The following is a 14,963-nucleotide window of genomic DNA, read 5'->3' on the forward strand; positions in this document are numbered from 1 at the left end:
CATGAATATTGATCACATCGTTAAAAATATCACCCCAGAAGTATTTGAACGTCTTCAGTATGGTGCCTCTACGGGTAAGTGGCCAGACGGCACTCCTTTGACTGAGGAGCAAAAACAACAAACCGTTCAACTCGTGATGCTTTATCAGGCTAAAGTTTCGCAAAGCAATGAGCAGTTTACCATTGGCGCAAATGGTGAAATGGTGCAAAAGAGCAAAGCTCAATTGCAAAAAGAATTCGCATCAGAAAATGAAATAGCTAGGTTTAGTGAAAATGATCTTTAAACACCTGTTTACTCCAAAATGGAAGCACCCTAAAAACCAAGTCCGTTTAGCTGCGGTTGAACGTCTTGATACAGAGCGTGACCTTAGCATCTTAAATAGCATTGCCCTTGAAGACAGCTCAGCTGAAATCCGCAAAAAAGCATTAAACAAAGTGAACGATATCGTTTTATGGTGGCAAGCATACAAGCAAGACCAAGCACTGAAAGACCTTGCTGAGCAGCATATCAATCAAGCGGTTTTAAATACCGACAGCCAACTAGATGCAAATATCAAAAATGAGTTTATTGAGCGTTACGCACCTGTCAAAACTCTTGAGAAACTCGCCTTTGCAGAAAAAGAACTTCAAGTTCGTGTTAAGTTATTAAAGCGTTTAGCAAACCCAAGCTTAATTGATAAAGCTTTTAAAGAATACGGTGAAGAGCTGCAATTGCAACTTGTTGAGCTTGTGATTAATCATCAACTTGCTAAATCACTATTAAAGCATGCAAAAGGTGAGGCGCATACCCAACTGGCGACTCATCTTGACAATGAACGCTTAGCGATAGAAATGCCTGCCAAAGTAGAAGCTGATACACGTGTGGTATTAGCAAAGCTTAATGCGCTTCGTGATAAAAATGACTTTCAGTTAGTGTCGATGCAACATGCTGAGTTATTACAGCAGTGGCAAGCTATCGAACTAAAATGGCTGAGCGATGAGCAAGTAAGCACGTTAGATAAGAAATATTCAGCGATTACGCAAAAGCTTGAATCGCATATTGCAGTTTTAAGTAAAGAGCATGAAGCAGCGCAGCAAGCGTTAGCTGAGCAACAACGTCAGGTATTAGCACTTGCAAGCCTTGAAGCAATTGGCGAAGAAATTGAAAATGCATTGCAATTAGGCTTAGAAACACCAGAGCAAATTCAACAAGATTGGCTAGAGGCAAAAGTTGTAGAGGCAAAAGATGCCTTAGCAGAGGCGAACTTATCTGAAAGTAAACATGTTAGTGATGTAAAACAGCATTTAGCAACTTTATTTAAGCAAGTTGAACAGTTACCGCAACTAGTTAGCGCGATTGCTGAGTTTAAAGAGGCATTTGAACAATTAAATATCGTTGCGACAACTGAAGATGAAAGCGAGTTTGACGGGTTAAAGCAGCAGTTTGAGCAACAGCAAAAACTAGCACGTAAAAAGCTGGCAAGTATTCCTAGTCGTTTACAAGGTCGCTTTAAAGCCAATTTAGCTGAAGTAGTAAACAGCTGGCAGCAAGCGATGGCACCGCTGACGAATAAGTTTGAGAAAAATCAACAAACAGCTAAGCGTAAAGCTCGTGATGTAAAACGCTTAATTGAGCAAGGTCGCTTTAATGTTGCCTTTGGTGTGTTTAAAGGTTTTGAAGAGCTATACGCAACACTTACAGACTATTACAAACAGCCATTAAATAGCCTTAAAGCTGATTTAGAAGCCCAACTAGCAGAAGCAAAAGATTGGCAAAAATACGCATCGGCACCAAAGCGTGATGCGCTACTCGTTGAAGTAAATGAACTTGTTGCAACCGAGTGTACTGACCCTAAACAACGTGCAGAGCATGTTAAACAGTTACGTCGTCGTTGGAATGAGTTAGGGCGTTTAGATACTGATGCAGAAAAGCAACAAGGCGAGTTATTCGATCAACAAATTGAATTACTGTTTGCGCCGTGTCGTGAGTATTTCGCAGAGCAAGAGCAACAACGTGAACAAGCTAAAGCACAGCGCGTTGAAATAATCTCGCAAATGCAGCAGTTAACAGAGCTTGATAGCTCTTCTAATGAGTTTGATTGGAAGCAGTTTGAAAGCAAGTTCAACCGTACCGCGAAAGCGTGGCGCTCTGCAGGTAACGTCGATCCTAAAACATACCGTGAACTACAAGCGCAATTCAAAGCTGCACAATCACAAGTACAAGGTCAACTTGCTGCATTTCATAAAGCAAATGCTGAACAAAAAGCAGCACTTGTTGAGCAAGCAACACAGTTATCACAAAGTGATGATTTAGCTGCTGCGTGCCAAGATTTAAAAGCGCTTCAACAAACTTGGCAGACTATTGGCTTTGCAGGAATGAAAGCTGAAAACACCTTATGGCAGCAATTCAGACGAGTTAATGACGAGACTTTTGCTAAGCGCAGTGCCGAGTTTGAACAGCAAAAGCAAGTACAGCAACAAAATGACGAAGTTGCCGCACAGCAGTTAAGTGAGCTTGAGTCTGCACTTGAGACCGTGATGCATCTTGCACAGCTTAAAGATTTAACAGTGAAGCTAGCAGAGCTTGAATACTCAAAAGCGTTATCGGCACGCGTGACTCAGTTAGAGGCAGCGATTAGTGCAAAATCAGCGCTAATTAGTAAGCAAGCAGAGCAGTCTAAATTAACGGCTTTATTTGCTGCTCTTGAAAGCAACAGCGAACTGCCTTCGCAGTTTCAAGCTTCATTAACAACTAAGCTAAACGCTGCGCAGCTGTTAACCCGTATCGAAATTCTGGCAGGCGTAGAATCGGCTGATAGTCAGTTACGTATGACAGAGCAAGTTGCGATGTTAGATGATAAACACCGTGGCGAACAAGCAGATGTTTATTACTACTTAAAGCAATTACTTGCAGTCAGTGAGGGTTCAGTTTCAGCTGACACACTAGCAAGGCTTAAAGCAATATTTGCAATTTAACGAATAAAACCGCTTTTTAAAGCGGTTTTTTTCCGTGTGTTTTTGAGGAAAACAATGAGAATTTTATTACTACTTACCTGTTTATTTTTAGGGGCATGTAAAACGACAGATCAAGGGATGTCTGTTTACTCGTTTAGCAATTCTGAAATTGAAGCAGCCCTTGCTAATCAATTACCAAAACTAAGTGAACAGATTAAGCTGATGGGCTTACCAGTTGATTTTGCGGTAAACGACCTGAGTGTCAATGTTATCCAGATAAACGTGATGTGGTGGTTTTAGGGGCCGATTCTAGTGCCGTCATCAAAGCGTTTGCGCTTAAGTATCCAGTACGCTTAAAGCTACAAATCGAAGGTAGCCCATTTTATGACAGCGAGAAAAAAGCGGTCTTTTTACGTAATGTAAAACTGGTTGATACAACAATCGACACCGCGGGTTTCAAGGGCAGCTTAAACTTATTAGATGATCAGGCAATGCAAGTGATTAACGGCTTTTTAGCGGTTAACCCTGTCTATAAGTTAAATATGAACGACCCTAAAGTTGCACTATTGAGCAAATTACCATTAGATATGAAAGTATCTCAGGGCGAAATTATCTTAGTGCCTACACTGTAAACCCATACGATATATTAAAGCGGCTTCTAGTCGCTTTTTTTATGATTGCTTGTTAAGCATGTTCAACCTTGTCATAATTGCTCGTGATATTTCGCGAATTGAGTGATTACTATGATCAAGGAATTTTTAAACGACCCCACGTTATTGCTAAACGCCGTTGGCGAGGGAATTTATGGCTTCGATTTATCGGGTAATGCGGTTTTTGTAAACCCTGCCGCTGAGCGCATGACAGGCTGGAAAGCAGACGAACTCCTTGGTAAAAAAATACATCAATATCATCACCATACTCGTAAAGATGGCTCGCCATATCCCGCAGATGAATGCCAAATATATTGCACCATGTTCGATGGCAAACACCGTCATGTAAACGATGAGGTATTCTGGCGTAAAGATGGTAGTTATTTTGCTGTTGAATATACATCAACACCAGTGTACAAAAACGGTGCCCTGATTGGGGCAGTCGCGATTTTTCGCGATGTATCCAAACAACAGCAAACAGAAGTGGCGTTACGTGATGCCTTAGCACAAGTTCAGCACTTATCTGAGCAGCTACAAGCTGAAAATGCTTACCTTATTTCAGAGTTAAACGAAGATTGGCAAGACTCTGGCTTAGTTGGGCAAAGTCATTCATTTCAAAGTATGCTCGAGCAAATTACCTTGGTAAGCCAAACCAATAGTACGGTTTTGATTTTAGGTGAAAACGGCACGGGTAAAGAGCTGGTGGCACGAAACCTTCACCGCTTGAGCAATCGTGCTGAGCAACCTTTCATAAAAGTAAACTGCGCGGCGTTTTCCGCCAACTTAATTGAATCTGAGTTATTTGGTCATGAGAAAGGGGCGTTTACTGGCGCTAATGAACGCAGAAAAGGGCGTTTTGAACTGGCTGATAAAGGCACTTTATTTTTAGATGAAGTGGCAGAGCTGCCATTAGAGGCGCAAAGTAAATTACTGCGGGTACTACAAGAGCAAGAGTTTGAGCGCGTCGGGGGCAGTCAAACTTTAAAAGTCGATATCCGAGTGTTAGCTGCAACAAATCGTAACTTGTGGCAAATGGTTGAGCAGGGCAGCTTTCGAATGGACTTGTATTATCGCTTAAATGTGTTTCCTATTCGAGTGCCTGCGCTTCGTGAACGCAAGGAAGATATTCCACTCCTCGCAGCAAATATTATAACGCAGTTAAACAAGCGCTTAGGTAAACAGTTAAAAGGGCTAAGCAAAGCAACACTCACCAAACTGGCGAATTATGATTAACCCAGGCAATATTCGTGAGCTACAAAATATCCTTGAGCGTGAAGCTATTTTGTCTAAGCAAGCTGTATTACAGCTTTCAGCACCTTTGAGTAACGAGCAATCAAATGAGCAGGTGGTTTCTCTTGATGCTGTTCAAAAGCAGCATATTTGTGAGGTGCTAAAACGCTGTAACGGGCAAATATCAGGTGAAAATGGTGCTGCAACCTTGCTGGGACTTCCCGAAAGTACCCTTAGATCAAAAATGAAAAAGCTAGCGATAAAGCGTTAGTTCGTGATATATCGCGATCATTCGCGATATATCGTGCTTTTGAGCGTTCAAATATAAATTTAATCATTTAATATCAATAACTTATTTTTAATTTTTCTTGGCCTGATTGTTGCTCTGTCAGGTTATTACCGACACAAAAGTAAGTAGCAAAATGAAATTTGATATTAAAGAGCAAGACTTAATCATCAAGCCCTACAACCAAGAAGGGCCAATTTATATTCGTGAGCAAAAGGGGTATTTCCAACGTATCCGCCGTTACTTAGGCTGGGTGCTGATGCTGACGTTCATCGCCATTCCGTGGATCCCCTATGATGGCCGCCAAGCCGTATTACTCGATGTAGCCAGCCAAAAATTTACCCTGTTTGGTTTAACGCTGTTACCACAAGATTTTATGATCTTAGCTATGTTATTTATGACAGGGGCGTTTGCATTGTTTTTCGTCACTAATTGGTTAGGGCGTGTTTGGTGTGGTTACACTTGCCCTCAAACAATTTGGATGCTGATGTTTACTTGGGTCGAACACAAAGTTGAAGGTAACCGTAATCAGCGTATTAAACTTGATAAAGCTGAATGGTCAGTGAGTAAATGGCAAAAGAAAATTACTAAGCATGCAGCTTGGCTGGTGATCTCATTGATTACATCTATGTCATTTATGGCTTATTTCATCCCCGCTAAGTCTCTATACATGAGCTTATTTACCCTAGAAATGTCTGGTATCGTCAGCTTTTGGGTATTCTTGTTCGCGTTTTGTACCTATGGTAATGCGGGATTCTTACGTGAAAAAATGTGTACAGTGGCGTGCCCATATTCGCGTTTTCAATCAGTGATGTTTGATAAAGACACGTTAGTTGTTACCTATGATCAAGCGCGAGGGGAGTCTCGTGGTGCGCGTAAGCGTAAAGCCGACCCTAAAGAATTAGGCTTAGGTGACTGCGTAGACTGTAACCTATGTGTCGAAGTATGTCCGGCGGGTATCGATATTCGTAATGGCTTGCAGTATGAATGCATAAACTGTGGCTTATGTATCGATGCATGTGATAGCACTATGGAAAAGTTCAACTATCAAAAAGGACTGATCAAATACGCCTCAGAAAAACAAATGGAAGGCAAAACGACCAACCCATTTAGGTTAAAACTGCTTGGCTATGGTGGTTTAACGGCGCTGTTTGTCGTGGGCATGGTTGTGTGGATGGCAATGCGAACACCTATTGATACTCTGTCATTCGTGACCGTAATGCCCTGTACCGCGTTAATTTTGAAGGTTTAGTAGAAAACCCATATACCTTATCAATTATCAACAAAACACAACATAGCTTGAGCTATTCAATCGGTATCACTGGTATTGCAGAAGCAAGTTTACAGGTGCCGGAAAAGATAACTGTTGAAGCAGGTCAGATGAAACGTGTGCCTGTCACTGTGGTTGCTGATGGCTACGAGTTAAAGTCAAAAGTAACGCCTATTAGTTTTCACATTCAAGCATTAGAAGATGCTGATATCGCAATAACTAAAGAAACTAAGTTTTACCGAGATTAACCTCAATCACGGCTATAGAAACGAAAATGGCTTGTTTTTAACAAGCCATTTCTGCAAATTCTAGCTGCTTTAGCACATAAGCTTTAGCGCTGTCTAAATCATCAAATAAACAGTCCATTATTTGAATTGGAGATTGTGCTTGTGCAATGATGCGTTTCATTTGATTAAGCACAATAGACGAGCTAAACATATAAGCGGTTGCTATACAGTTAGTGCCTTGCAGGGCACGGAATAATTGAGTAAAACCACGTTCTGCATCAGGGGTGGTAGCAAGTAAATGGGTAGAATGACTAATATACGCCCACGGCTTTCCAGCGAAAGCAGTAATATGCTTTTTTAAATTGATTGCAAAGTCATTGACTAAACGAGCGTTAATATTGCCAGAAAACTGCCCAATAACAATTGGACCTTCAGTAATAATCCTGACACTGCCATAGTGATTCTTAAATTCCAATTTGCTTCCTTTTGAACTTAAAAAGAGCGCGAATTTTATACAATTCTATGTATGTGTCTAGTTATTTAGTATACAAATTTCAAAAAACATAACTTTTTCATTAATTTTATTTTTATGTGAATCCTATCTAATTATTTTGCATTGGAGTGAATAAATAATCCACTCCCTTTTTAAAGTATAGCTAACTATTTGTTAACAATGTAATTTAGAGCACCGGTAATTGAGGCTACTTGTGCATCAATACAAATGTCATCATTTGCTTGTGGACTATCAGGGTAAACCTCTGTTGTTGTGACAAATTCTGCATCAGTTAAACCCATACATAAACCAAGCTTTTTCGCTTGGTAATTAATTACACCGAATTGGGTTTGTGGTACGCCAATCAATTGGTTATTCTCATCACTTGGTGCGATGTGGGTTACTTTTCCAACTGATTTTATAATCGCTGCCTGAAATGCATCATGCGGACGCTCACTATCAGCGACAAGATAAAAGCCATCTGGGATATTCCAGTTATCGTGGGTCGTTGCATCACGAGCAGCTAGAGCAGGGCGAAACTCACTATTATCAGTGTCTGTCGTTTCATGTAGGTCAATATGCACATAAGGTGAAATAGTGTTATCGGCTAAATATTGCATAATTGCTGCAGACTCTTCAGCGGGGCTACCTGCATAGAAAGAGCGATTTGGATCCGTGGCATTTGGATTCCAGCGGTTAATCGTTTCATATCCCCAAGGGCTGATACACGGAGCCAGTAAAATATTAAAATCAGCAAAGTAGTCTTTGGCACTTCTCTTAGCAAACGCTAAAGCACCATGCACGCCACTTGTTTCATAACCATGAACACCACCGGTAACCAGCACAACAGGTTTATCAGCTTGCCATTGTTTGCTCTTTAAAATGTAAAGAGGGTATTTGTCGCTGTCGTAACTTAATGCGCCATATTGCTCAATATTGAAATCGCTTGTTAAAGAGTCTAGTTGCGATACAACATCATCTAAATAGCTACGCTTTACTGACTGTAATTCAAACCATGCTTTCTTATCTTCTTTGTTCCACGGCTTACCAGGGGTTCCTATAGGGTAACTCATAAAATACCTTGTTGTGACTTGCTGCAAAACGCCAAGCTTATCTAAGCTGTTAAGCTGCTGCAACTAGATAAGCTCAGTAGTAAAGTTACCTTGCTCGTATAGCTTTGCATGATGGTGCTTATGGGTCTCAAATAAGTAATTACGAAGTGCATCTTCACCCTGACACACTTTCACTATTTTTCCGGCAATTCCTTTGCTGGTCGTTCTTATTGGCTTTACGCTAAGAATAACCTGTTCTTCACTCGGTAAATTAAATGCCAACAGTATTTCTTTATTGAGAATAGGAGTTTGACGCTTTGGCTTGAGTAACACGCCCGTACTTGATAAAGACAGTATCTGAAATTGTTCTGTGTGTATTTCGAGATCAGGCGTACGCCAGCTGCGCTCAATGCCTTTGGTATCTATTACTTCTGGTGCGCTAAGTACAGGGATCAGTTGGCCATTCTCGTCCTTGGTAAATTCAAGCGGAAACCACAACTGATAAATCCCTACTTCAGCCAGTAGTGTCAGTTTGGCATTGGTAAGTAAACCATTTAATTTATCAGGCAAATTAAGCCTAACAGACATTTTTGTATCGGTTGGATTGCTATCAGTCCGTTCTGCCTCGAATAAACGGTTGAAAAAAGTGAGTTCTTGTTCGGATAAATGTGCCATATAAAGCTCCTTTTAAAGCACGCTTAGTTATATGTATCATAAATTGTTCAAATTATGCACGTATAAAGAGCATTAATTGTGCCAGCAGCTTTGTGATTTATTTTGCGACGTATTTCACTTACACTGATAAAAAAACTAACAAGGATTTTATTTTGTCGAGCCTGACTGGTGTAAATAAAAGTTTAGTGATATTTGCTGCTTTAGTCGTTGTTTTAGCGGGTATTAAAGCTGCAAGTGTGATTGTTATCCCATTTGTATTGGCAGCCTTTATTGCCATTATTTGTAATCCCTTAATTCGTGTCTTTGCCAAATACGGTATCCCTAAAGGCATTGCTGTTGTATTTGTGATGTTGATGATTGTCGGTGTAGGGATAAGCCTTGCCGGGTTGGTTGGGCAATCGATGACCGATTTCTCTGAAAAGCTGCCTGAGTACAAAGCACAACTAAAAGAAGAATTTGTCTGGGTGGTTAATGTTGCAGCGAGTTATAACATCCTGATTGATAAAGAACAGATTATTTCTTTATTCGATCCGGGCAAAATGATTGATGTTGCAACCAACATGCTCACAGGCCTCGGTGGCGTGATGGCGAATCTGTTTTTGATCATCCTAACCGTGGTATTCATGTTGTTTGAAGGACCTATGCTGAGTAAAAAAGTGCATTTAGCACTTGATGATCCTGAAATGAAAATGCAGCAGGTTGATCGCTTTTTAGATTCAATTAATTCTTACCTGGCTATTAAAACGCTGGTTAGCTTAGGCACAGGTATGCTTGCAGGCTTTATGCTGTGGGCACTTGATGTTGATTACTTTGTACTTTGGGGTGTAGTGGCGTTCATGCTTAATTACATTCCAAACATAGGCTCTATCATTGCTGCCGTGCCTCCTGTGTTACTTGCTTTGATAACTCAAGGCCCACTGGTTGCAGGGTTTATTGCTGGCGGATATTTGGTTATTAACACCGTCATGGGTAACATTGTTGAACCGCGCTTTATGGGTAAAGGGTTGGGTTTATCGACGCTGGTGGTGTTTTTATCGTTAATATTCTGGGGCTGGCTGATGGGGACCGTGGGCATGTTGTTGTCAGTCCCATTAACCATGATAGTTAAAATAGCCTTAGAGACTAGTCAAGAAGGGCGATGGTTAGCTACCTTGCTTGGCAATGGCGAAGAGCTAAAACTTGAAGAGTAATACCAATCCGCATTAATACTTAATCATTTTGAGGGATTAAACCTGTCGCTATCTGCGTTAAAAATTTCTTATTTAGAACAACTAAATAACGAAATTTTTGCCTTGCTATCAACGAGGTTTTCTTGCCTCAAAATAGACCACTTAATTAAGCGAATTGGTATAAAAAGGCGCTTAAGCGCCTTTTTGTCCATGAAAATCTGTGAGTTGCTATTACTTTAGAGGTCGCTGTAAAACCTGCACATGGTTTTTTAGGATCTCAATTTCACATTGCTTGTAGGCAATAGCGGCTTTCGTACTATTTGGCATTTTTTGTAGATAACGCCAACGACAGCTGTCTTCTAAATAACGCTCTTGGTTCTTGATGCTGCGATTAAAAATCGGTAGCAATTGGCTGTTACCGCTATCCTCTTTGATTTTCTCAAGATCCATAGTGAGCTTATTAATCCACATCTTTTGGTCACGCTGCAGATCGGCGATAACTTGATCAAGACATTGAATATAGCGTTTGGTGTCATCGGTATTGTTGCTAGCAAGCTCACACGTTTGCTCTGCTTGAGCATGCGATGCACTCGCAATTAAAGCTAGAAAGCTGCCCTTAACGAGTGTTGATGTTTTATTTTTTATCATGGTAATTAAACTCTAATATAAACTCAGCACCGGCTAGTTTCTCTGCATCTTTAATGGTTAAGGTGCCATTATACGAGTTGACTAAATCCGACACGATAGCCATGCCGACACCGTGGCCACTTTCATAGGTATCGAGTCTGGTACCGCGAGTCAGTAATGATTCACGCTTGTGCTCAGGGACACCTGGACATCATCACTTATACTGAGGGTTAACTTTTTGTTCTGCTTAACCTTTATATCGACCTGTGAACGGCAAGCTTTACAGGCATTATCGATTAAATTACCAAGTAGTTCCATCAAATCTGTTTTATCACCCAAGAAATAGTCTTTTTCACTAACCTCTGATGTAAATATAATATCTTTGTCGCGATAAACCTTGCTCATCGCGCTTATAATTGAGTCAATAACAGGCTTGATATGAGTTTGTTTCTTCCATGTGTCAGACGCACCTGTTGCAGCGCGCTTTAACTGGTGTTCGATCATCACATTAATTCGGTCTAGCTGCTCTTGTGCATCCGCATCATTGGCTAAAGGGCTTGATTTAAGCACTGCCAAAGGCGTTTTTAATGCATGAGCAAGGTCGCTCAACGAAGCACGGTAACGCTCTTTTTGGCGTTGCTGCGATTCAAGCAATAAGTTTAAATCGGCTTTAATAGTTTGTAGTTCAACCGGGTAAAGACCTTTAATTTGTTGGTTATCACCCGACTCAATGGCTTTAATTTCTTTATCGAGTCGTTGCAGTGGTCTTGCACTCCAAACAAAACCAATCGCCATGAGTGCAGCAATGGACACTCCCATGACATACATCCAATTTACGAGTGTCTGCTTAAAGCCATCCATCAACCTCAGTAGGGCATCATTACGCTTTAATAGGATAAAACGTGCATGCTCAGATTGATCAATGTTTTCTAAAATAACGGTAAGGGTTAATTGCCAATATACGGTATTGTTGTATTCAACCCGACGAAAATCCGCAGAGCCAGCTGGGGCTTCAAAGTTATCAGGAATAAAGTTGATATTAGTAGCCGATTCAGAATACCAAACTGGTAAGTCACCGCGATAAACCATCGCGTAGGTATCTGAGTTTAATCGATTTAGCTCTGGCGTTAAGATGGTGCTTGGCATAACAATGCCACGTTCAGTGAAATCAACTTCAGAAATTAATGAATATAAGTGAGCTTCGAGGGTTTTTTCGGTCGCTTCGACCAAAGAGGCGTAGTAAGCCTTACCAATTGAGAAAAACAGAATTGGTAGGGCGACTAATAAAACAAAGACAAGGATAAATCCTTGCCTTACTTTAAGCGGTATTTGCGATGCTACCACTGACTTTTTAGCCTATAACCACGGCCGCGTAATGTTTCAACAGGGTTAAGGGTACCATCAGGGTCAAGCTTCTTACGTAAACGCAATACGAAAACTTCGATTACGTTTGAATCAAGGTCAAAGTCTTGGTCGTAAATGTGCTCAGTTAGTTCAGATTTAGAAATTACCTTTTGTGGATTAACCATTAGGTATTCTAAAACTTTGTATTCGTATGCCGTTAAGCTAAGTTCTTTATCGTTAACCCATACTTGCTGTGAGCGAGTATGAATTTTAATAGGGCCAGCTGTCATTTCTGGGTTTGCTTTACCGGCGCTACGGCGGATAAGCGCATTACAGCGGGCAATTAGCTCTTCAACGTGGAAAGGTTTAGTTAGGTAGTCATCTGCACCTGCATCTAAGCCTTCTACTTTATCTTGCCAACGGTCACGTGCCGTTAAAATCAAAATAGGAATGGTAATACCTTGTGCGCGTGCTTTGGTAATTAGTTCAATACCATCAACTTTAGGTAAGCCTAAATCGACTACCGCCATATCTAGCGGGTATTCGGTAATATGGAATAAACCAGCTTCACCATCGTGACAAAGGTCAACGCTGTAACGCTCTTTTTCTAGGGCATTACGAAGGTTATCTGCTAAGTGTAAATCATCTTCAATAACTAAAATTCGCATTCTTAATCCTTTTTCACTTCGCCAGTCTTTTTGTTCACATGGACATCAACCACGTGGCCGTTCGTTTTTAAAATTCTTACGGTAAATACTTTATCTTGCTCTGTGATTTTTAGGGTTCGGCCGTCTTCAGACTTTTTGGCGATTGTCACAGCCTGCTTTTTAGTCACCTCTTGGGCTTGTTTCTTATTGGCATCAGCATGAAAGCTTGATAATGCAAATAAAAGACTAAAACTGAAGGCTAATAATATGCGCATGACGGGGAACTCCTAAACCAGACCCATTTAGTTTAATTAACCAATTAACTAAAATTCAAGTAATTACGTTAAATTCTGTAATTCAATAGCCAAATCTTAGTTAATAAGCCGTGAACAAACACTGAATTATTGGTTCAGTTAAGTTCAGAGGTTAACCAAATACTTTCTTAAATGGTTTTACGACTGAGTTGTCGTAAACACCCGCCGCAATATACGGATCGTTTGCTGCCCATTCACGTGCTGCTTCTAATGACTCAAACTCAGCAACCACTAATGAACCAGTAAAACCAGCGTCAGCTGGATCTTCACTGTCAATGGCTGGCAATGGGCCTGCCGTAAATAAACGGTTTTGATCGTCTAATTCTTGAAGGCGTGCTAAGTGAGCAGGACGTGCAGATTTGCGAGCTTCTAAACTATTTTCAACATCCGTTGAATAAATCATATACAGCATGGTGTGTTCTCAATGTTATTTTTAAAAAATAGTAGCATATTCTTAGCAATAGACGAGAGATTATTCGCGTAATAATCTTTACACAAACCCATATAACTTTAACTTATAAAGCTTGAAATACGCGGTGTAACACTGGTAGAGTCGCTGGGTTGAGAAAATAATAATAAGGTTTTTAAATGAGCGAAAAACGTGAGCATTTTAGCTCCCGCCTCGGTTTTATTTTAGCGGCAGCCGGTTCTGCTGTAGGTATCGGAAACTTAGTAGGTTTTCCTGTTTCAGCCACAAAAAACGGCGGTGGTGCTTTCCTTTTAGTCTATGCATTGTTTGTCATTTTTATCTGTTTGCCAGTGATGATGGCTGAAATGGCCATGGGTCGTAAAGCGCAAAAAGATCCACTAGGTTCATACAAATTTTTAGCGGGTAATGATCCAAAATGGAACTTTGCTGGCTTTTTAGCTGTATTAACGCCATTTATGATTGCTGTTTTTTACATGGTGATCACGGTATGGATTTTCGGTTATTTATCGCAAACCGCTTTTGGTAATCTAGATGCCTTGGCGCAGCCGGATAATTTTGGCACCTTTATCAATAGCTACACCGTGTTTGGTTATATGGCCGTGGTTGCCATCATCGTTAACTTGATTTTAGTGGGCGGTGTTAAAGAAGGTATTGAAAAAGCGGCTAAGTTTATGATGCCAGCTTTATTTGTACTACTCACCGCGTTGGTTGTATACGTACTAACTCTTGATAACGCAATGACCGGTGTTAAGTACTATGTTGTTCCTGACTTTTCAAAAATGGATGCCAGCGTATTAAATGGTGCATTAGCTCAAGCGTTTTTCTCGTTGTCACTGGGTATGGGTATCTTAATGACCTATGCATCGTATATTTCTAAGAAAGATGACATTGTTGGTAGTGCAAAAATGGTTGCAGTTACTGACTCGATGGTGGCATTTATTGCTGGTCTAATGGTGCTTCCAGCTATTTTCAGTTTTAACCCAGATACTGACCCTAGTAATTTATCAGATTCGTCAGTATCGATGATTTTTGTTTACCTACCAAAAATTTTATTAGCGTTACAAGCTGATATTGGCTACGTGGGTGCATCAATTGTTGCGTTTGTATTTTTCTTACTTGTCTTTTTTGCTGCAATTACGTCACTTGTATCAATTGTAGAGGTGCCAACAGCGACTTTAAGCGACCGCAAAGGTATTAGCCGTAAAAAAGCACTGGCTATCTTAACTTTATCTACAGGTGTTTTAACTGTGCTGTGTACAATGTCATTTGGTATGGTTGACTCGCTTACAAAGTTTGTTAGCTATGGCGGTGCAGATAAGAGCTTATTTGATATTGTTTATGATGTGTTTTACGACACAATTTTACCGCTTAACGGTTTAATGGTGTGTTTATTCGTTATGTATCGTTGGAAAAAAGCAAACTTGTCGGCAGAGTTAAGCCAAGGCTGTGAAGGCTATATTGGCAGCTTCACAGAGAAGTATGTGAACTTCTCGTTATCAACGTTTATCCCTGCCATTTTATTACTAATCTTTGTAAATACGGTGGCGACTAAGTTTTTTGCATTTAGTATTTTCGGATTTTAAAGACCAGTTCAATACTTAGCCGCGCACTTTGCG

At 40.5% G+C, this 14,963-nt stretch carries 11 protein-coding genes and 4 pseudogenes; 7 read left to right on the top strand and 8 right to left on the bottom strand.

Annotation, left to right across the window (positions count from 1 at the left end; translation table 11 throughout):
• The first annotated feature begins 1 nt into the window (after position 1).
• The 5 genes and pseudogenes from ACRWSG_RS15610 (at position 2) to ccoG (ending at position 6,617) form a co-directional block, all read left to right on the top strand.
• Positions 2-283 (top strand): YeaC family protein, encoded by a 282-nt coding sequence (locus ACRWSG_RS15610; RefSeq protein ID WP_054552899.1) that lies wholly within the window; start codon positions 2-4, stop codon positions 281-283.
• Positions 273-2,954: a DUF349 domain-containing protein gene (locus tag ACRWSG_RS15615; RefSeq protein WP_462166672.1), complete on the top strand. Its 2,682-nt coding sequence runs from the start codon at positions 273-275 to the stop codon at positions 2,952-2,954. Before ACRWSG_RS15610 ends, ACRWSG_RS15615 begins: the two co-directional genes overlap by 11 nt.
• A 54-nt stretch (positions 2,955-3,008) precedes the next feature.
• Positions 3,009-3,565 (top strand): annotated as a pseudogene (locus ACRWSG_RS15620) (DUF1439 domain-containing protein).
• 111 nt (positions 3,566-3,676) lie between these two features.
• Positions 3,677-5,084, top strand: a pseudogene (locus ACRWSG_RS15625) (sigma-54 interaction domain-containing protein).
• A 151-nt stretch (positions 5,085-5,235) separates the two neighbouring features.
• Positions 5,236-6,617, top strand: a pseudogene (gene ccoG / locus ACRWSG_RS15630) (cytochrome c oxidase accessory protein CcoG).
• Between the two features lie 37 nt (positions 6,618-6,654).
• On the opposite strand, the gene ACRWSG_RS15635 reads toward ccoG, so the two are convergent.
• The 3 genes from ACRWSG_RS15635 to ACRWSG_RS15645 form a co-directional block, all read right to left on the bottom strand.
• Positions 6,655-7,071 carry a hypothetical protein gene (locus ACRWSG_RS15635; RefSeq protein WP_054552903.1) on the bottom strand — a complete coding sequence of 139 codons (417 nt, stop codon included), beginning with the start codon at positions 7,069-7,071 and terminating at the stop codon, positions 6,655-6,657.
• Between the two features lie 185 nt (positions 7,072-7,256).
• Positions 7,257-8,162, bottom strand: a complete 906-nt coding sequence (locus ACRWSG_RS15640; RefSeq protein WP_194442429.1) for a M14 family metallopeptidase — start codon at positions 8,160-8,162, stop codon at positions 7,257-7,259.
• Positions 8,163-8,225: 63 nt separating this feature from the next.
• Positions 8,226-8,816, bottom strand: coding sequence for a hypothetical protein (locus ACRWSG_RS15645; RefSeq protein WP_462166673.1), 591 nt, complete (start codon positions 8,814-8,816; stop codon positions 8,226-8,228).
• A 152-nt stretch (positions 8,817-8,968) separates the two neighbouring features.
• Between ACRWSG_RS15645 and ACRWSG_RS15650 the strand changes: the two genes are divergently transcribed.
• Positions 8,969-10,006, top strand: a complete 1,038-nt coding sequence (locus ACRWSG_RS15650; RefSeq protein WP_462166674.1) for an AI-2E family transporter — start codon at positions 8,969-8,971, stop codon at positions 10,004-10,006.
• Between the two features lie 210 nt (positions 10,007-10,216).
• On the opposite strand, the gene ACRWSG_RS15655 is transcribed toward ACRWSG_RS15650, so the two are convergent.
• The 5 genes and pseudogenes from ACRWSG_RS15655 to ACRWSG_RS15675 all read right to left on the bottom strand — a co-directional run bounded on the left by ACRWSG_RS15655 (position 10,217) and on the right by ACRWSG_RS15675 (position 13,329).
• The gene (locus ACRWSG_RS15655; protein ID WP_054552905.1) at positions 10,217-10,633 is read right to left on the bottom strand and encodes a hypothetical protein; all 417 of its coding nucleotides are present in this window, start codon (positions 10,631-10,633) and stop codon (positions 10,217-10,219) included.
• Positions 10,620-11,956, bottom strand: a pseudogene (locus tag ACRWSG_RS15660) (ATP-binding protein). The gene ACRWSG_RS15655 and the pseudogene ACRWSG_RS15660 overlap by 14 nt, the downstream one beginning before the upstream one ends.
• Positions 11,950-12,624 carry a response regulator transcription factor gene (locus tag ACRWSG_RS15665; RefSeq protein WP_054552907.1) on the bottom strand — a complete coding sequence of 225 codons (675 nt, stop codon included), beginning with the start codon at positions 12,622-12,624 and terminating at the stop codon, positions 11,950-11,952. The pseudogene ACRWSG_RS15660 and the gene ACRWSG_RS15665 overlap by 7 nt, the downstream one beginning before the upstream one ends.
• A 2-nt stretch (positions 12,625-12,626) precedes the next feature.
• Complete coding sequence (locus ACRWSG_RS15670) at positions 12,627-12,878, bottom strand: PepSY domain-containing protein (protein WP_054552908.1); 252 nt, start codon at positions 12,876-12,878, stop codon at positions 12,627-12,629.
• A gap of 151 nt (positions 12,879-13,029) precedes the next feature.
• Positions 13,030-13,329 carry a YciI family protein gene (locus ACRWSG_RS15675; protein WP_054552909.1) on the bottom strand — a complete coding sequence of 100 codons (300 nt, stop codon included), beginning with the start codon at positions 13,327-13,329 and terminating at the stop codon, positions 13,030-13,032.
• A 176-nt stretch (positions 13,330-13,505) separates the two neighbouring features.
• Between ACRWSG_RS15675 and ACRWSG_RS15680 the strand changes: the two genes are divergently transcribed.
• Complete coding sequence (locus ACRWSG_RS15680; protein ID WP_462166676.1) at positions 13,506-14,930, top strand: sodium-dependent transporter; 1,425 nt, start codon at positions 13,506-13,508, stop codon at positions 14,928-14,930.
• Positions 14,931-14,963 lie beyond the last annotated feature (33 nt).

The organism is Pseudoalteromonas sp. GB43 (genome assembly GCF_054923805.1).